19 protein-coding genes are annotated in these 19,125 nt (G+C 36.7%); 15 read left to right on the forward strand and 4 right to left on the reverse strand.

The window, feature by feature from the left end; genetic code table 11:
- Positions 1 to 218 precede the first annotated feature (218 nt).
- The 15 genes from OEW74_RS03870 to OEW74_RS03940 all read left to right on the forward strand — a co-directional run bounded on the left by OEW74_RS03870 (position 219) and on the right by OEW74_RS03940 (position 13,748).
- Entirely contained in the window at positions 219 to 815 is a 597-nt protein-coding gene (locus tag OEW74_RS03870) for a Crp/Fnr family transcriptional regulator (protein ID WP_164463292.1), read from the forward strand.
- 520 nt (positions 816 to 1,335) lie between these two features.
- Positions 1,336 to 3,480, forward strand: a complete 2,145-nt coding sequence (locus tag OEW74_RS03875) for a catalase (RefSeq protein WP_265427244.1) — start codon at positions 1,336 to 1,338, stop codon at positions 3,478 to 3,480.
- Between the two features lie 54 nt (positions 3,481 to 3,534).
- The gene (locus OEW74_RS03880) at positions 3,535 to 4,146 is read left to right on the forward strand and encodes a DUF4142 domain-containing protein (protein WP_265427245.1); all 612 of its coding nucleotides are present in this window, start codon (positions 3,535 to 3,537) and stop codon (positions 4,144 to 4,146) included.
- A gap of 223 nt (positions 4,147 to 4,369) precedes the next feature.
- The gene (locus tag OEW74_RS03885) at positions 4,370 to 4,636 is read left to right on the forward strand and encodes a CCC motif membrane protein (RefSeq protein WP_265427246.1); all 267 of its coding nucleotides are present in this window, start codon (positions 4,370 to 4,372) and stop codon (positions 4,634 to 4,636) included.
- Between the two features lie 172 nt (positions 4,637 to 4,808).
- Positions 4,809 to 5,975 carry a zinc-dependent alcohol dehydrogenase gene (locus OEW74_RS03890; protein WP_265427247.1) on the forward strand — a complete coding sequence of 389 codons (1,167 nt, stop codon included), beginning with the start codon at positions 4,809 to 4,811 and terminating at the stop codon, positions 5,973 to 5,975.
- Positions 5,976 to 6,031: 56 nt separating this feature from the next.
- A complete protein-coding gene (locus OEW74_RS03895; RefSeq protein WP_265427248.1) occupies positions 6,032 to 6,532 on the forward strand; it encodes a CinA family protein in 501 nt (166 codons plus the stop codon).
- A 5-nt stretch (positions 6,533 to 6,537) separates the two neighbouring features.
- On the forward strand, positions 6,538 to 7,332 hold the full coding sequence (locus OEW74_RS03900) for an SDR family NAD(P)-dependent oxidoreductase (RefSeq protein WP_265427249.1): 795 nt from the start codon (positions 6,538 to 6,540) through the stop codon (positions 7,330 to 7,332).
- An 11-nt stretch (positions 7,333 to 7,343) separates the two neighbouring features.
- Entirely contained in the window at positions 7,344 to 8,096 is a 753-nt protein-coding gene (locus tag OEW74_RS03905) for an SDR family oxidoreductase (RefSeq protein WP_265427250.1), read from the forward strand.
- Positions 8,097 to 8,106: 10 nt separating this feature from the next.
- Entirely contained in the window at positions 8,107 to 9,576 is a 1,470-nt protein-coding gene (locus OEW74_RS03910; protein ID WP_265427251.1) for an alpha-amylase, read from the forward strand.
- Between the two features lie 61 nt (positions 9,577 to 9,637).
- Positions 9,638 to 10,291, forward strand: a complete 654-nt coding sequence (locus tag OEW74_RS03915; protein WP_265427252.1) for a DUF6766 family protein — start codon at positions 9,638 to 9,640, stop codon at positions 10,289 to 10,291.
- A gap of 28 nt (positions 10,292 to 10,319) precedes the next feature.
- Positions 10,320 to 10,943 carry a hypothetical protein gene (locus OEW74_RS03920; protein WP_265427253.1) on the forward strand — a complete coding sequence of 208 codons (624 nt, stop codon included), beginning with the start codon at positions 10,320 to 10,322 and terminating at the stop codon, positions 10,941 to 10,943.
- Positions 10,944 to 11,154: 211 nt separating this feature from the next.
- Complete coding sequence (locus OEW74_RS03925; protein ID WP_265427254.1) at positions 11,155 to 11,376, forward strand: hypothetical protein; 222 nt, start codon at positions 11,155 to 11,157, stop codon at positions 11,374 to 11,376.
- 188 nt (positions 11,377 to 11,564) lie between these two features.
- Positions 11,565 to 12,395 (forward strand): KGG domain-containing protein, encoded by an 831-nt coding sequence (locus tag OEW74_RS03930; protein ID WP_265427255.1) that lies wholly within the window; start codon positions 11,565 to 11,567, stop codon positions 12,393 to 12,395.
- A 63-nt stretch (positions 12,396 to 12,458) separates the two neighbouring features.
- On the forward strand, positions 12,459 to 13,046 hold the full coding sequence (locus OEW74_RS03935) for a ferritin-like domain-containing protein (protein WP_265427257.1): 588 nt from the start codon (positions 12,459 to 12,461) through the stop codon (positions 13,044 to 13,046).
- Positions 13,047 to 13,208: 162 nt separating this feature from the next.
- Positions 13,209 to 13,748: a CinA family protein gene (locus OEW74_RS03940; protein ID WP_265427258.1), complete on the forward strand. Its 540-nt coding sequence runs from the start codon at positions 13,209 to 13,211 to the stop codon at positions 13,746 to 13,748.
- 113 nt (positions 13,749 to 13,861) lie between these two features.
- Here the strand turns inward: OEW74_RS03940 and ccoG are convergent, their stop codons facing one another.
- The 4 genes from ccoG to OEW74_RS03960 form a co-directional block, all read right to left on the reverse strand.
- The gene (gene ccoG / locus OEW74_RS03945; RefSeq protein ID WP_265427259.1) at positions 13,862 to 15,316 is read right to left on the reverse strand and encodes a cytochrome c oxidase accessory protein CcoG; all 1,455 of its coding nucleotides are present in this window, start codon (positions 15,314 to 15,316) and stop codon (positions 13,862 to 13,864) included.
- A gap of 62 nt (positions 15,317 to 15,378) precedes the next feature.
- The gene (locus OEW74_RS03950; RefSeq protein ID WP_265427260.1) at positions 15,379 to 16,899 is read right to left on the reverse strand and encodes an FAD-dependent oxidoreductase; all 1,521 of its coding nucleotides are present in this window, start codon (positions 16,897 to 16,899) and stop codon (positions 15,379 to 15,381) included.
- A gap of 76 nt (positions 16,900 to 16,975) precedes the next feature.
- Positions 16,976 to 17,233 (reverse strand): GlsB/YeaQ/YmgE family stress response membrane protein, encoded by a 258-nt coding sequence (locus OEW74_RS03955; protein WP_073174689.1) that lies wholly within the window; start codon positions 17,231 to 17,233, stop codon positions 16,976 to 16,978.
- Positions 17,234 to 18,265: 1,032 nt separating this feature from the next.
- A complete protein-coding gene (locus tag OEW74_RS03960; protein ID WP_265427263.1) occupies positions 18,266 to 19,108 on the reverse strand; it encodes a transporter in 843 nt (280 codons plus the stop codon).
- Positions 19,109 to 19,125 lie beyond the last annotated feature (17 nt).

Here is a 19,125-nt window from a genome sequence, read left to right on the forward strand (position 1 = left end):
AAATTTTTTAAATACATATAGGTAAAATTGTTCGTTTGACAGATTGACATTTTGTACTCATATTTCGTACGTATGATTTAGGTCATACATGTGAAGTGTCCTTTACCATTACCTTTGGATGCTAGTTAATTGCACACTTATCAGTGATATATGTCACTTTTTTTTAATTCTGCAATTTAATTGGTACAAGTTTAATACCCCCTAATAATTTTTTCAATATGCTGGTTGATGAAGATTTACTCTTTCATTATGGAGGACAATTAGTGAAATTCACCAAAAATGATATGATATTTAGAGAATCAGAAATACCAAAATTTTATTATCAGATAAAATATGGCAATGTAAAAATCAACAATTATCATCAGGAAGGAAAAGAATTTATCCATAGTTTACCTTCAACCGGGCACTGTCTTGGAGAAACTTTTATATTTTCCGAAAGACCTTATCCCGTCAATGCAGTAGCGATGAATGATGTAGCCGTTATTAAAGTTGGAATAGCCAGATTCTTTGATCTGATTCATAGTGATAAAAGCATATTATTTAAACTTTATCAATATACCTCTGAAAGAATGCACTACCGTTATGTGATGTTAAATAATTTATCATCCACAAACACTTTCAGTAAAATAATCTGTGTGATGGATTGTTTGAAGCAATATCATAATGTGACAGAACAATACGCTTATCAAATACCTTACACCCGTCTTGAAATTGCCTCACTTACAGGATTGAGAATAGAAACTGTGATAAGAGTATTAAAAAAGATGGAACGTGAAAATATTGTAAAAAATATTGGTGGAAAAATATTTTATTAGTCCTTTCAGTCATACCTATTTTTCCTATTGCTGGTTTGCCTGTTATTTTATCATTCGATGCTAGCTGATGATTGGAATAAATTTAATCAGACCAATAGTTTAAAAAGCATATTCTTCTATACCAGGAAGGCAATTAATATTTAAGGATTTATAATTTTTTCATAGGTATTACTACAATAAATTATTGCTATATGACTTAAGTCATAGGGTAGATTTTTATGGATTTGTAATTTTGAAATACACCATAAAATAAAGATTATATGAACACCAATTACAAAAATACTGACACAGATTAACCTGTGCTGCTTACTTTTTTATCATATGTTATAGAAAGTTAAAGTAATGCACTCTATTTTCTAATAGGTGCGGCGCGGCCCAATTAGTTAATTCTCTTTTTTTACAAAAGAAACTTTATTCAGAATATAAATCATCCTGAGACAATCTGCTGTATCGCATTACCTGATACAGTACATTAAATACTAAATCAACATCACCTACATCAAATCGTAAAACAAGAAATATGGAAAATGAAAATTTAGGATCAAACCAGAAGCGTGATCAACTTCAAGACCATGCAACGGATAACAGCAACGAAAAACTGACCACTAATCAGGGATTAAAGATCAATAACAATCAGGACTCTCTGAAAGCCGGCGAAAGAGGACCTTCTCTTCTTGAAGATTTTATTCTCAGAGAAAAAATTACTCATTTTGATCACGAACGAATTCCCGAAAGAGTAGTTCATGCAAGAGGTTCCGGTGCTCACGGTGTTTTTAAATTAAATAAAAGTCTGGCAAAATATACGAAAGCTAAATTTTTAAACAATATAGAGGAAGAGACTCCTGTATTTGTGCGTTTTTCTACCGTTGCCGGAAGTAGAGGAAGTACAGATCTGGCTCGGGATGTAAGAGGGTTTGCTGTAAAATTTTATACGGAAGAAGGCGTTTATGACTTGGTAGGTAATAATATGCCTGTATTTTTTATTCAGGACGCTATAAAATTTCCAGATCTAGTTCATGCTGTAAAACCTGAGCCTGATAATGAGATTCCACAAGCTGCTTCAGCTCACAACACTTTTTGGGATTTCATTTCATTAATGCCAGAGAGTACCCATATGATCATGTGGTTGATGAGTGATCGTGCGATTCCGAGAAGCTTCCGTATGATGGAAGGTTTTGGTGTTCATTCATTTAAATTTATCAATGAACAGCGCGATGTACACTTTGTGAAATTCCATTTTAAACCCAAATTGGGAGTCCATTCGGTGGCTTGGCCCGAAGCACAGAAGATTTCAGGAAATGACCCTGACTTTCATCGACGTGACCTTTGGGAGGCCATTGAGAACGGAGCTTTCCCTGAGTGGAATTTGGGGGTGCAGGTAGTTCCTGAAAAAGATGAACACAAATTTGATTTTGATCTCCTTGATCCTACAAAAATTATCCCGGAAGAGCTTGTTCCTGTGGAACTTGTAGGGACTCTAACATTAAACAGAAATCCGGATAATTTCTTTGCAGAAACAGAACAGGTAGCATTTCATCCCGGTCATATTGTTCCCGGCATAGATTTTACAAATGATCCTCTTTTACAGGGAAGACTTTTCTCATACACCGATACTCAGCTTACCAGATTAGGCTCTCCGAATTTTCATGAAATTCCGATCAACAGGTCCATTACAACCATTCACAATAATCAGCGTGACGGACACATGCGTCAGCAGATCGTTAAAGGAAAAGTAAGTTACGAACCCAATTCAATGGGTGGGGGGTGTCCGTTTCAGGCTATGATGAAAGAAGGAGGTTTTGTCTCCCAGGAGGAGCGGGTAGAAGGACATAAAGTAAGGGCAAGAAGCTCCAGCTTTGTAGACCATTATTCTCAGGCAAAATTATTTTACAACAGTCAGTCTGCTTTTGAAAAAACGCATCTGCAAAACGCATTGGTTTTTGAGCTTTCAAAAGTAACGCTTCCTGTCATCAGAGAACGAATGGTTGGTCAGCTAGCTTTTGTAAACAAAGATTTGGCACAGGAGGTGGCATCCAGATTAGGTGTTGAGGTTAAAATTCTCGATCAGCCCAATCAAAGTATTCCTGCAGATGCCGATCCAGCAAGTCTCCAAAGTGCGGAAATTGAACCTTCCTTAAAATTTTCAGAAGCACTGAGTATGGCCAATACCGTTAAAGATACCATTGAGAGTCGTATAATTGGCTTTATGATGACTGATGGGTTTGATGCTGCTTCTACCGATCATTTAATAGAAAAATTAGAAGGGCAGGGTGCAGTTGTACAATATATTGCTGATTCCGTAGCACCGGTAAAATCTTCGGACGGCCAAACGTACATTCCGGATTATTCATTATCTACGACTTCAAGTGTTTGTTTTGATGCCCTGTATATCTGTGGCGGTGCAAAATCTGCAGAAGGCTTTGTAAAGCCTGGAAATAAAAATATGACGGTTGATTTTATCAATGAAGCATTCCGTCACTGTAAAGCCATTTACTTTGGATATGATACTGAAGTAATCAAAAACCTTACAGATATAGTATCGATCAAACATGATGATCCTGGAGTAATTTCTGCTAAGGATGCTGATTCTGATGATTTATTTATTAAGGCGATAGCTAATCACAGGGTATGGCAGTTTGAAAAAGAAAGAAACGGATTAGTATAAAAAATGAGTAGAAACTACTTGACATTCATATCAACACCAACAAATTAAAATATTATGAAAAAGACAATTCTAATCATTGTAGCCATTGCTGCAATAACGGCGTGTAACAAAAAAGAAACCACTACTGTTGATCATTCAGCTGATCACAGCGAAATGTCTGCTCCCGTGGATTCGGGTGCAATGCCTGGAGATTCTCTTTCAACTTCCCAAACGTCTTCTGAAGCAACATCATTAAATGATCAGGATCGAAAATTTGCTGATGCAGCAGCAAAAGGAGGAATGATGGAAGTGATGGCGGGAAAACTTGCATCTCAAAATGCGACCAACTCAGCGGTTAAAAAACTGGGTGAAATGATGGTAAAAGATCACACTAAAGCCAACGAAGAATTACAACAATGGGCCTCTAAAACTGCTTACACTCTGCCTACCGGTTTAGATGCAGACCAACAAAAGACATACGATGATCTGAAGGCAAAAAAGGGAGTTGATTTTGATCGTATGTATACCGATATGATGGTTAAGGATCATGAAAAAACAATAGCTGATTTCAAGAAAGAAGCTGCTGACGGTTCCGAATCCTCTATGAAAAATTTTGCCACTAAAACGCTTCCCACTTTAGATCATCATTTAATGGAATCTAAAAAAGCAAAAGATGCTGTAAAATAATGTCGAATAAATATCCGGTAATCTGCCTTGAAAGGGTTATCGGATATTATTCGAAGGACGTTATATTATTTCTGAAAATCTGATGCTGACGGTTCGATGGTTTAATTTATTTATTTATTTATTTATAGCCCAGAAAATTAATGTTTATAAAGACAGTGTTTAATCATTAATGCCGGCTGCATTTTATTACTGGAATAATCTACTGGCTTCAAAACCTATCATCATGAGAAATTCCAAATTACCCAATGCTACAGCAGTGCTAGTGCTCGGAATTTCTTCTGTAGCCTTATGCTGTTGTTACGGAATCCCGGGAATACTTACCGGAGGCATCGCTTTTTTTCTTTACAGAAAAGATAAAAAAGTATACGATAAAAATAAAGGAGGTTACTCCAATTTCGACAATTTAAAAACAGGAAGAATGCTAAGCATTCTTGGGATGAGTCTAAGTTCCCTTTGCCTCATTTATTTATTGTTGGTACACTATCTTTAGTTGTTCAGGGAGGGGGATATCCTCTACCATTGCTGAGGTATAAAAAACTTTACCCAGATCTTGCGTCAGTCATTTTAATCAGCTTACAATTTGAAATGGCCAACGTATCAGCTTTTTAGGGTCTAATGACCACATGATAACGAATAAACACCAAACCATAAAATATAACAATATGAAAGCAGCAGTTTTTCATTCGCCGGGTAACATTACCTGCGATACCGTCGATGATCCAAAGATTGAAGATCAAAATGATATTATTCTTCGTGTAACCTCTACCGCAATCTGTGGCAGTGATCTTCACATGTATTCGGGAGGAATTCCTCAGCCACGTCCTATGGTAATGGGACATGAGTTTATGGGAATTGTGGAGGAAGTAGGAAAAAACATCAATCACCTACAAGCGGGTGACAGAGTTGTTGTGCCATTTCCGATTGCATGCGGAGGGTGTTATTTCTGCCAGCATGATTTACCATCAGGCTGTGAAAACTCCAATATAGAAAATTATGGTCCCGAAGGAGGTTTGGTTACTGAAAAAGGAGGTGGAATGTTTGGTTATACCGATCTGTATGGTGGGTATAATGGCGGGCAGGCACAATATGTAAGAGTTCCTTATGCTAATTTCGGGCCTAGAAAGGTTTCTGATTCATTGACCGATGAACAGGTGCTTTTTCTTACCGATATTTTTCCTACAGGGTATACCGGCGTAATGTGGGCGGACCTTAAAGGTGGAGAAACGGTAGCCATTTTCGGTGCAGGCCCTGTGGGATCAATGGCCGTAAAAAGTGCTATTCTTCATCATGCAAAAAAAGTAATTGTTATTGATACCCTTCAATATAGACTGGATCAGATAAAAAATCTTACAGGATGCGAAACCATTCTTTGGGAAGACGCTAAACAGACTGTTGACGAAATCAGAAGCATGACCAATGGCAGAGGTGCCGATTTATGTATAGATGCTGTAGGCTTTGAACCAGACAGAAATCTGATGGATAGAGCAAAGGCAGTTGTCAATTTTGAAAAAGGTTCTATCAAAGTGCTGGAGGCGTGTATGAGTGGAGTAAGACGTGGAGGTTTTGTTTCCATATTAGGAGTCTATCCCATGAATTATGACAATTTTAGGGTAGGTCAGCTTTTTGATAAAGGCATTACGCTTAAAGCGGGGCAATCTCCGGTTCATGCGATCATTGATAAATTAATGAAATATGTGGAAACCGGGCAGGTAAAACTCGATGATATCATAACGCACCGCCTTTCCCTTGATGAGGTGGCAAAAGGATATGAAATATTTGATAAAAAGCAGGACGGATGTGTAAAAGTCGTGCTTGATCCTTGGAGATAAGTAAATCTCTATAGTATTAGGAGAGACGTATTCTTAATTAATTAAAATGTATTCTCATGGAATTTAAACAGTCTTTGTTGGATTATATCGGCGGGGCACTGAAATCTGCCCATGAAACAGTTTCTGTGGCAGAAAGTGTTACTGCTGGCTGCCTGCAGTTTTCATTTTCGCAGATCAAAGATGCCTCTGGATTTTTTAAAGGCGGGGTAACCGCCTATACTCTTGAGGAAAAAGTAAAACTTTTGAAAGTTGATGAGCAGGAAGCGATAAAGTGTGATTGTGTTTCTAAGGAAGTTGCCGATGAAATGGCGTTGAATGTTAGTTCATTATTCAATACGGACTGGGGGATATCTGTCACCGGATATGCAACTCCTGTGAAAGAATCTGATCAAAAAATTTTCGCGCATTTTTCATTCGCCTACAAAAATGAAATCATTTTATCCAAAAAACTGGAACTGCACCATAAAACAAATGCTTCAACAGCCCAGCTGTATTACGCGGAATTTATTCTCGGATGCTTTAAATGTGAACTCAATCAAATGATTATTTTAAAATAAACAATATGGAAATCAAAAATCAATATGTACTGATCACCGGCGCAACCAGTGGAATCGGATATGAACTGGCGAAATTATTCGCAAAAAATGGCTACTATCTGGTTATTGTATCGCGCAGTCATGATCAACTGCTTGAAAAAGCCAATGAATTTAAAAAATATGGTGTTAAGGTGGTAACCCAGGCAAAAAATCTCTTTAAAGAAGATGATGTTTTTTCTATGTATGCCGAACTTAGACTCAACGATATTAGCCCGGAAATATTGGTGAATGATGCAGGACAGGGCTTCTATGGAAAATTTGAAGATACAGATATACATAGGGAATTGGATATTGTCAGGCTCAATATAAATGCAGTTCTGATTTTAACCAAACTTTTCCTAAAGGATCGTATCAGCAAAGGATCAGGAAAAATACTGAATCTGGCTTCAATCGCTAGTAAAGCACCCGGTCCATGGCAATCAGTTTATCATGGAAGTAAAGCTTTTATCTTATCATGGTCTGAGGCGATTCGTGAAGAGTTAAAAGATACCGGAATTACGGTTACGGCACTTCTTCCAGGACCGACCGATACAGATTTCTTCAACAAAGCCCAGATGAACAGAAGTAAAATTATGGAAGATAAAGAGAGTTTCAGCACTCCGGAAGAAGTGGCTAAGGATGGCTATGATGCTCTGATGAATGGAGAGGATAAAATAATCTCGGGGTTGAAAAATAAATTAACGGTAGCCATGTCTAATCTGGCAAGCGATAGTATGGCAGCATATCGTATGGGAAAAATGCAGGAACCACAGGATGTATAAATTTTAATAGTATGGAGAGGCTGCAATTGGAGAATAAATCAGTGCTCATTACAGGAGCAGACAGCGGAATAGGTAAAGCAATTGCCTTATTATTTGCCAAAGAAGGTGCGGATATTTCGTTTATCTATTATAAAGACGACAAAGATGCAGAGAAAACAAAATTGGAAATTGAAGCTCTAGGAAGGCGTGCTATATGTTTTGGCGGAGATATCAATGATATAGATTTTTGTAAAGTAACCGTCTCAAAAACAGTTGCTGAGTTTGGGAAAATTGATAGTTTGGTAAATAATGCAGGAACACAAATTCCTGCAGATAATATTATTGACCTTACAGAAGAAAACATCAGAAAGACATTTAATTCCAATATCATTGGAATGATTTTACTTACCAAGGAAGTTTTTCCCCATTTAAAAAAAGGGAGTTCCATTGTTAATACGACCTCCGCAGTGGCTTATATGGGGCATGAAGAATTATTAGATTATTCAGCTACAAAAGGGGCAATTGTTTCTTTTACGAGATCGCTGGCATTACAGGCGAAACCTAAAGGAATTCGGGTCAATGCAGTAGCACCTGGACCGGTAGCGACACCCCTTACTAAGAAAACTTTTAGTGAAGAAGAAGACGATCAAAGCAAGCCTCCACTGGAAAGAAATGCTAATACGGATGAGATTGCTTCAAGTTATCTGTTTTTAGCTACCGATGCTTCAGCACAGATGACGGGGCAGGTTCTCCATCCGAACGGTGGACTCATTGTCAACGGTTAAATTATGGGTTATGAACGGAGTAATGATTCAGTTTTTTCATTGGTACCATTCCGGGAATTTATGGAATGAGTTTTCAGAAAAGGCGGGTTATTTAAAACAGCTTGGTTTTACTGCGGTATGGTTTCCTCCTGCAACAAAGTGCTTTCTCGGTAAGGAAGGCCGGGGTTATGACGTATATGATCTATATGATTTAGGGGAATTTGACCAGAAAGGTAGTATTGCAACCAGATACGGAACTAAGGAAGAATATCTTAAAGCAATTGAAGCAGCACATGAGGAAGGTATGAGTGTATATGCCGATATTGTTCTTAATCACAGAATGGGTGGAGACGAACCAGAAAATATCTTTGTCCAACAGGTTGAGGAGGATAATCGTATTAAGACTATAGAACAACCTTTTGAAGCATCAGCAATGACAAAATTTACTTTTTCTGCCCGGAATGGGATGTATTCAGATTTTAACTGGGATCATCGTTGTTTTAGTGGAATAGACTGCATTAAGAGAAATGGAGAAGAGGTACTGGGTATCTTTAAGATTATAAATGAATACGGCACGGAATGGAACCCTTCAGTGAGTCATCAGCTCGGAAATTATGATTATCTCATGGGCGCCGATGTAGAATACAGAAACCCAGATGTTGTTCAGGAGATGAAAAACTGGATCAAATGGTATCTTGAAAGTACCAAAGTCGACGGGGTAAGGTTGGATGCCTTAAAGCATATTTCTTCAGAATTTTTAAAAGAGTGGATTACTTATATTAAAACAGAAATTAATTCTGGCTATTATATTTTGGGGGAGTTTTGGAAAGAAGAGGCCGGAAAAATAAATTATTTCTCTGATGAAATGAGTAATTTAATTTCATGTTTCGATGTGCCCCTACACTATAATTTTTTCAAAGCATCTGAAGAAGGAGATCAGTACGACCTGCGTCAGATTCTTGATAATTCTTTGTTACAACAGATGCCTGTTTTTACCGTTTCTTTTGTTGAAAATCATGATACACAAAAACTTCAGGCGTTGGAGTCCACTGTTAAAGAATGGTTTAAACCAATAGCTTATTCCATCATTTTGTTATCTGAAAAAGCCTATCCATGTGTCTTTTATCCTGACCTTTTCGGAGCCAAGTATTCGGATATGAAAGACGGTAAAGAAATACATGTTGAAATCCGTAAAGTTGAGACCCTACCAAAATTAATGGAGGCAAGACAACAATTTGGATACGGTTCACAAGTCAATTTTTTTGATGATCCCAATTGTATTGCATTCATGCGTATGGGTGATAAAAAGAATAAAGGCTGTCTGGTCATTATTTCAAATAATGGAAAAGCCTGCAAAGAAATAATGTGGGGTGAAGAATATTCAAATGCTGTATTCTATGATTTTTTGCAACAAAGACAAGAAGAAATTGTGGTGGATAACAATGGTAAAGGAATCTTTAAAGTAAATGCAAGGTCAGTAAGCGTTTGGGTTAAAAAATAAATCTTCACTGATGCAAAACCCTATTTTAAAAATAAATTCAATCAAATAAAATCAGGTATCAATGAATAAACATAATTTCTTTTACCGCAACAGTTTAAGTATTGTTCTTTTTATATTGATGTTTGTCTGCCTATACGGGCAGGTCATGACGGGTTGGAAAACTGAAAACAAAGAATTGGCTGAAAAAGGGCAGCATCTTTTAAGTATCGGAGAATATCTACACAGCGGCCATTTTGTTCAGGCCACTTTTGAAAACTGGGAAAGTGAATTTTTACAAATGATGCTGTATGTTGTTCTGACTGTTTTTCTCAGACAGAAGGGGGCAAGTGAATCAAAGTCTTTGGATGAAAAAGAAGATGTTGATAAAGAACCTCGACCTCATTCCAATGCACCATGGCCGGTTAAACAGGGTGGTGTATGGCTTATTCTCTATAAACATTCACTATCAATTGCTTTTGGTTTTCTTTTTCTTATCAGTTTTACCTGTCATTTTTATGGAAGCTATGAAGAATACAGTGGTGAGCAGATTGCTAAAGAACTGCCTGTGATGCCAATTCAGGAATATTTGTATGATGCCCGTTTTTGGTTTGAGTCGTTTCAAAACTGGCAGAGTGAGTTTTTAGCAGTTGCTTCGCTGGTTATCCTTTCAATTTGGCTCAGAGAAAAAGGTTCTCCGGAATCAAAGCCAGTTGATATGCCGCATAATGAAAATTAAATGTTTAGTTACACAAAAAAAATACGAAATGAAGCCACAATTGATCACAGGGGTACCCCTGCAAGAAAAAGGAAGTTTTCACGATACGGAAAGTATTCGTTTAGCTAAAGATTTTGAAGATATAGTTGATTTGTATAAGACTTTAAAAGATCGTCTTTTGTCTGTAAATTACTGGAATTATTATGCTAGTGGAGTTGGTGCGGATTTTAAACTGCACGATAAAAACGGGAATTTAAAAAAGAGGTTACCTGAAAAAGGAGATTTCATTAGGATTGATATTCCAGGGCCGGGCAATTTTGAAGCAAGAGGATTTGATTGGGTCGAGATAACAGATATGTATGAAAATTTATCTGCTAATGATGAAATTTTGGAGCAACTGCTTATTGAGTGTAAACCATCGGGGATACCGGGTGAAATAAATACGCACACTGCACACTTTTATACGGGAGATGCAAGCTCTACCTTTATTGTATCACGAGGGAAAGACTTTATAAAAGCAGGTATTTACGGACGTAACGAGACACCGAATATGGATGCTCAGATCGCAGACAAAGCAAGGAATTTAGCTATTGCCCTTGGAGGAATGGTGGGAATTTCAAAAATTCAATGGAAAATTTTGACAGATGGATTAGTTGAGTTTCGATCCTGGTGATATATAGATTTTGAAATCATATTAATTCTTTTAAAGAAAGGAATAATTACTATCTAAAAAAAAATGTTAGAGGGATTCTATTCTTTCTTACCATATAAATAACTAAAGAGTAAAATTTAATAAAATTTATGAATCGATTATGATCATTGTCATAGGATTTGCCTTCCTGGGCTTGTAGCTTTGATATACCAAATTAAAATAATGTTGTTATATGAAAGCAATAATCTCTTTAGCTCTTCTTCTCGGGCTTTTGACAATCAGTTGTAAAAAAGAAGTACAAATAGCACCACCAATTACTGTTGATTCATCTGCTACAGATTCAATGAATATAAATTCCACTCGGCCAGACACAACGGGTACTACATCAAGAAATCCAAATGATAGTGTTGCCACTATCAAGATGAAGGATTCAGCTGGCGTGAGCTCTAAATAGGGACACGTATCATTTAACTTATTACAGAATAATAGAATAACTAAAAGTATTATTCAATCATGTTTCACACTGTTTCTACGGTGTGCGGGAATTGTATTGTCTAAACATTAAAAATAAACCGACTGTAGTCTGATACTAGTCAAGGACTGCGGTACATCACTAAATATTAATTTCAAAAAGTAAAATTTATGAACACTAGAAATTCAAACAACAGAAGTTCAGGCAGAAATTCATCAGATGATGACCAATCAATGCTTGAGGAAGCGTACCAATTAGGTTATGAGCATGGTTATAACGATGGAAGTGAGGATGAGGAGTACGATGATGATTTCTCAGATTTTGAAGACTATTTCGATGAGGAAGGAGGGTATGATGACGAAGATTATGATGACGATTATGACGACGACGACGACGATGATGATTATGATGACGACGACGATGACGACGATGACGACGACGACGATAATAGGGGCAGAGGTTCAAGAGGCGGAAGCAGAGGAAATAGAGGAGGTGGTCAAAACAGGGATAGTCAGGGAAGATTTAGTTCTGGTAGCAGAGGAAGTTCTGGCAGTAGCTCTCGTGGAGGATCCCGTTCAGGTTCTGGATCAAGGTCAGGAGGAAGCGGAAGATCTTCAGGATCCGGATCTGGGTCAGGATCAAGATCAAATTCAGGATCAGGAAGATCAGGATCAAACAGTGGAGGAAGCTCAAGAAACTCCAATTCAAGATCGGGCGGAAACAGTGGTTCAGGAAGAGGGCGTAGTTCAAGCTCCGGTTCAGGAAATAGCCGTGGATCAAACTCCGGTTCAGGAAGCGGTCGTGGCTCTAATTCTAACTCCGGGTCAGGAGGTAGCAACAGAGGTTCTAATTCAGGAGGGGGAACATCAAAAAGAGGTTTTGCTTCAATGAGTAAATCTGAACGTACAAGAATAGCCAGAATGGGAGGTCAGGCTTCTCATGGTGGTGGAAGATCTTCAGGATCCGGCAGATCAGGATTCGGAGGCAGACGTAATTCATAATTCTTTTTAGGCTGTCTCTGTGAAAAAGGGGCAGCCTTTTAACCTTTTAAATCCCATTATCTTATGGCAACTAAAACAACAGAAAATACGACAACCGGTGCTGCTGACAAAAAAATGACAGTAGAGAATGCTACAGTAAAAGAAAGTGATATGAAAAATGCTCCGCTGCATAAATTTTTTGTAGATGCACTAAAAGACATTTATTACGCTGAGCATAAATTAGTAGATGCGTTACAGACTATGCATGACGCAGCAACAACCGAAGAGCTTAAAGATGCTTTTGAGGATCATCAGTTACAGACTAAAAAGCATATAAGCCGCTTGGAGAAAGTTTTTAAACTCATTAATGAGAGTCCGGAGCAGAAAAAATGTGAAGCAATGGATGGATTGATTAAGGAGGGCGAAGAAATCATTAAATCTACGGAAGAAGGCACGATGACAAGAGATGCAGCTCTGATAATCGCGGCGCAGAAGGTAGAACATTACGAGATCGCGAGCTATGGAGGCCTAACGCAACTTGCTATTACTATGGGACATGATAAGGCTGCTGAGCTATTAGAAAAAACACTGCAGGAGGAGGAAGATACAGATTACAACCTCACGGAGATTGCAGAGACTAACATTAATTTTGATGCCCAGCAGGAAGATTAAACATATAAAATTTAAACAAGCCATACACTATCAGCTGTATGGCTTGTTTTCAATAATATAAAGTAGCCTTCATTTAAAGAATAAACACTACCCTGAGTTAGTTAATACATTTATGAGATACAGATCAATTTTAAGTTCGTAAAATCTATATTATAAAGTATCATGGAATTTAACAAGATCCTTTTGGAACAAATCAATGAAGAATTTATGAGTTGTGATCAAACCATTTCCATTGCAGAAAGTGTTACCGCTGGTGCGATGCAGCTTGCGTTTTCGGAAATGACTAATTCAAAATTATTTTATAAAGGCGGTATCACGGTACATACTCCTGATAAAATAGTGAAGCTTTTGAAGGTCGAGGCTTCTGAGATCAAAAATTCTAATTGTGTATCCAGCCTTATTGCTGACAGGTTGGGACTGTATGCATCCACAATGTTTGAAAGTGATTGGTGTATTGCTACATCCGGATACTGTACACCGGAAAGACATTCGGTATTTGAAATTTATGTCTATTACTCGATTCTGTATAAAAGACAGGTTGTTTTTTCAGATAAAATAGAGTTCAATAATTATAAAAATAAACTTAGCCCTCTTTCTGTAAAGTTATATTACACGGAAGAGATTTTACGAAAATTTCTAAGCCAGTTGAAACTGACCCTTATCCTAAACAGTAGAGAAACTAACGACAGATCAACATTATAAAAAGAAGAAATAAGTATAAGATCCAAGCCTGACTTTTAACTTACACCCTTTGCAAGACAGTCTTCAATTTTAAAGAATATGGTCTTAGAAAGTTCAATCCCTATCAATTTATTTTAAAATTGTATTTTAAATGGACCTTCAAAATAGGTTTCATACGTATCCAGGAGGTTTCCTTCCTGATCATAAACTCCAAGTTTTAGATTTTGTTTTGACAGTGTTATCTGTTTTTCGGGAAAGCTTATGTTAATGGTTCCTTTCACAATTTTGTCACGTTCGACTATTATTTTACTGGAAGCGCTGAAGGTAATTTCACCATTTGCTGGTTCTAATATTCGAATACTAACTACTTTTTTGTCATTTGTTTTATTTAGAAAAGTAAAGTTATAAGTATTGGTAATTTTTCCGTCGCGCACGAAAAAGGTACTTCCTGCGGGTTTAATAAATTTGGCTTCCATATCGGCACGGTTGTAAAGAAGATATCCCAATAAAAATTGTAAAGCAACTAAAAGAATAACAAAACCTTTCATTCGTGCATTAAATTTAACAGGCTTACCGGTCTCTATTTCCTTTTCTGAAGCATATCGTATTAGTCCTCTTGGTAATCCTACCTTATCCATTACTTCGTCACACGCATCAATGCAAGCTGTACAGTTGACACATTCAAGCTGCTGACCATCTCTGATATCAATCCCTGTGGGGCAGACCACAACACATTGATAACAATCAATACAGTCGCCTTTTCCCGCAGCTCTCCTGTCTTCACCCTTTCTCCATTTTGCTCTGTTCTCCCCTCTGTTAAAATCATAGAAAACATTGATCGTTTCTTTATCTATCAGTACTGCCTGTAATCTTCCGTAAGGGCAAACCAATGTGCATACCTGTTCCCTAAACCATGCAAAAACAAAATAAAATGCAGCCGATAGGAGAATCATAACTATGAAATTGGTCGGATGTTCAAAAGGCCCCTCCTGAACAATCCTGAAAACCTCCTTATATCCCACAATATACATAAACATAAAATGGGTAAAAATCAAAGAAAGTAAAATAAAGATAGACCATTTCAAGCTTCTTTTCCCTATTTTTTCAGCATTCCACTCCTGACGGTCAAGCTTCATCTGTCTGTTTCTATCACCTTCTATAGCATATTCAATTTTTCTGAAAACGTTTTCCAGAAAGATCGTCTGAGGACAGATCCATCCACAGAATATTCTCCCAAATGCAATTGTAAATATAATAATGCATATTAATGATACGATTGCGCCCAAAGTGAGTATGAAAAAATCTTGAGGGTAAAAGGGCTGACCGGCAATAAAAATCTGACGGTTAAAAACATCAAATTGTAATGAGGGATTACCATTTATCGTGATAAATGGGAGTGCAAAATAAAATAGCAGTAAACAATAGGCTACTAAATTTCTGTAATTGGTATATCTGCCTTTAGGCTTTTTGGGAAATACCCACTTTCTTTTACCGGATTGTTCCATTGTACCAATGGAATCCCTGTAAGTTTCCGGCTCTAATACCTGTCCCTCGCCGCCTTTAAAATCTGATATATTATGATCTTTCATGTGCTGTTTTTTATTTGATTTCGGCTGAAATAAATGTTCACCAGTGTTGAGGTAATTGTCAGCTATTGAATTTCATTATCAATTTTTTTTAAATCCGACATTGCAGGTCCGTTGAGCAATTTGCCTTCAATATCAAAACGTGATCCGTGGCACGGACAGTCCCACGAAACTTCGGAAGGATTCCATGCAACATTACAGCCCGTATGGGGACATATGGGGCTTAGCAGATGTAATTCATTTTGATCATCGCGATAGGCCGCATACGTATTGCCGTCATGCTTGATTATTCTTCCCTCACCACTGCTTATCTCATTGAGTTCAGTAATTTTATCTGCCGAAAATTTATCTTTTACAAAATGCATAGAAGCATTGACCACTTCATCGAGAATATTTCCTGCGCTAGCTATAGGCTTGATACGTGCCGGAGACAGGAGTTTGGCTAACTCTGTTATTTTATTCTCCATTAAATCGGGAATAATCAGTGAGCTCATCGATCCGAAAGTCATTCCATTGCCTGTGAAACCTGTAGAAATATAAATATTGTCTTCGCCCGGCATTTTTCCAATATAGGGTAAGCCATCTGCAGACTGATAATATTGAGATGACCATTTTGCCGTAACTTCTTTATACTTAAAATTGTTATCTACATATTCCATGAGATCTTCAAAATGTTTTTCGGTATCATTTTCATCACCGGTTTTATGGTCGAAACCTCCCACAATTAGGAAGTAATTATTGTCTGATTTATGATAACGGGCATAGTGATATGGATCATAAAGATCGGCAGTCTGCGCCATGGATTTTACAGGGTTGGCAAGCTTCAGGGTAACTGCATAGCTTCTATAAGGAGCCAAAAGAACACTGAAACGGTTGTTTCCTGGGGGAATATGGGTAGCCCAAACTAAATTTTTTGCCGTGAATATTGTTTGATCGTTGGTTGTAACCGTAACGATTCCGTCTTTATTTTTTAAATCTGTAACTTGTGCTCCTGTGACAATTGCTCCGCCTTGTTTAATGTATTCTTTGAGTAACTTATTGATATATCTGAGTGGGTGAAATTGTGCCTGACCTTTAATTTCAATGGCTTTTTCAAATTTCAGGGTAAATGGAATGCTGTAAACCTGTTGAGTATCTATTCCTACTTGATGATGGGCTTCTAAGATATCATCCAATTTTTTTGATTGCTTTCCATCAGTACTGAAAAGATAATAATTACATTCGTTAAAGTCACAAGAGATATGGTATTGCAGAATATTATGTTTGATATACCGCACTGTTTCTTTTGCGGAATTGGCCAGTAATACCGCTGAGCTTTCTCCAAAATTTTTAATGATTTCGTCGTAAGATGAATCAAAAAAATTATTGATATGTGCAGTGGTTCCACCGGTTGTTCCAAATCCAGGATTTTCTTTTTCAATGAGAAGACAATTACGACCTCTATTCTGAAGTTCCTTTGCTAAAGTCACTCCTGTTATTCCTGCACCAACAATGATGGTGTCAAAATCATTTGCTGTATAAGTCTGTAACGCTTCTTGCTCTATGTTATACTGCCATAAGCTTTTATTATTACCGTCTCTGTTCATAATAATTTTTTTAGTGATTGGTGTAAAAGAAAAGTGCCGGCATACTTTTAATGAACCGACACCCAGGTGTAAATAATTATCTTTTTTTAGTAAAGGCTCCATAAATGATCAGAACAAGAATGGCTCCTAGAACAGAGATTCCTATAGTTCCCAGATCCCAGGGATTTCCATCATCCCCAATTCCGAGTACCCCTGCAATAAAACCTCCTACCAATGCGCCCACTATTCCAAGAATAATGGTTATAATCCATCCTCCGCCTTGATTTCCAGGCATTAAAAACTTGGCGATTGCCCCTACTATTAATCCAAAAAGGATCCATGCTAAAATTCCCATAGTATATTTTTTTGTGATAGTAATGTGGTTTGTGTTAGCAGGCAGAGAACCAAATGTATACCAATCAGATCCATCAACAGCAGCGGAAAATTAATAATTATTATACTATGATTATGGTCATAATCGCTGCTAATTGTATCGCTTTTTCTGGAACACCTATAAAAGGAGAAGTCACTTTTTAATATCTGTTTATTGTTTATAAAAACTCTCGTATATGTTAATAATTTTTTATTTTAATATCATTTATTTTTATATTATATATAAATAAGTGATTATATGTTTGAAATCATGAATTTTTAGTGCAGATATGTGTATGTTTGGTATTCTTTATTTCTAATAAAATAGTTCTAATTTTTAATCTTAATTATATAAATTAAAAAAAATATAAAGGCTCAAAATATCCTCTCTTAAACTAATCTCCAAAACCAATCAATTGCTAAAAATTAATAACAAAAAGATCGCTAATTTCTCCTTTGGAATTATTGCGATATTATTACTGGCTAATATATGTTTAATAATCTATTGCTGTATTTTTAAATGGTACACAAATCTGTTAATTTTTTGTACGGCTTTTATATTGCTTTCCATGATTCTTGGACGGGTTAAAGTCTTAGAGATAGAAAGTTCTGGTATGGTTTTTAGTATTAAAAGTTATCGTCCTTACTGCATAAGGCGAGTTTTACCAATCATAGAATTCCCTCTTCGATCACTAAATTATTTTTCGTTAAATGGGGATCTTTTGTTGATTAGTTTACAGAGAGCAAACGGCAAAGTTAGTAAATTACGGATAAGGCTATACCTGTTTAAAAGTAAAGATTTTCATGCTCTTAAAAATCATCTCGAACAGCATATGAAGAATCATTTTTCTTAAATTAGATGAATAAGTGAGTTTTTATTGTGAAAAATAAAAAACTAAGCCTTCTAAAAATACTGCCCATTTTCAATAGATTTGAATTATAATAATATTTTATCATTTAAAGTAAATGTTATAATAATTACTATAAATTTATTAATATAGCTTTTGCTATTTCTTTAGTGCCGATAAGATGCTCCAATGAAATAGTGTTTTGCCGCAGTATTCTGTATTCCATAATTAATTCCGATATCTAATTTAAAGTCTTTGACAACTTCCATTTGAATTGCAGCATTAATAAAATTGGAAAGCTCATGGGCTTTAAAATTATAGGTGTAATAAGTTTCAGCTATCCAGTCTATTCCTTTTGATAATGGATGACTAATTGTCAATGTTTGCAGGAATTCAGTATGCATTTCCGGTTGATCCAGATCCTTTAATCGATCAACTTCCAGCTGTAGACCAAATTTCCATTTTCCAGGTAACTTATAGGACATAGGTACAATGAGTCCACCTTCCAGGCAGCTCTCTTCATCATATTTTGAAGTAGGCAATTTGACGTAGGGAAGGATTGCCAGAGCAAAGTCACCATGGTCGTTTCCTATTATATTCTGTTTAATCCTGAATGTTATATCACCTATTCCGTCAGTTTTTACTACATAATTTGAAATTAGGTCTGTTTCCTTTTGCCGGCCGTAGGTTTGGAAACCAATCTGTATGGCTGTGCTTCCTGTAATTCCAATTTTTAAGTTGGCCTGATTGATTAGTAATGTGCTTGTTTTCAGCATGTCTGACTTTTCTTTTATCAGCCTTATTACATCCGTTTCATATTGAATATGGCCTGCATCGATTGTGTAGGGAGATTCGGTAACATCCGGACGGTCAGTTTCCATTTCTCTCATATGCTCTTTTGGTACAGGATGAAAAAGTGAATAGTTCAGATGCTTTTGCTGTGCAAGGCACACTGCTGGCAGACATACAGCACTAAACGTTAACTTTAAAAAAAAGTAAAAACTATTCATGGTTTTTATTTTAAGTT

This window comes from Chryseobacterium sp. YIM B08800, assembly GCF_026163565.1.
Taxonomy (GTDB): Bacteria; Bacteroidota; Bacteroidia; order Flavobacteriales; family Weeksellaceae; genus Chryseobacterium.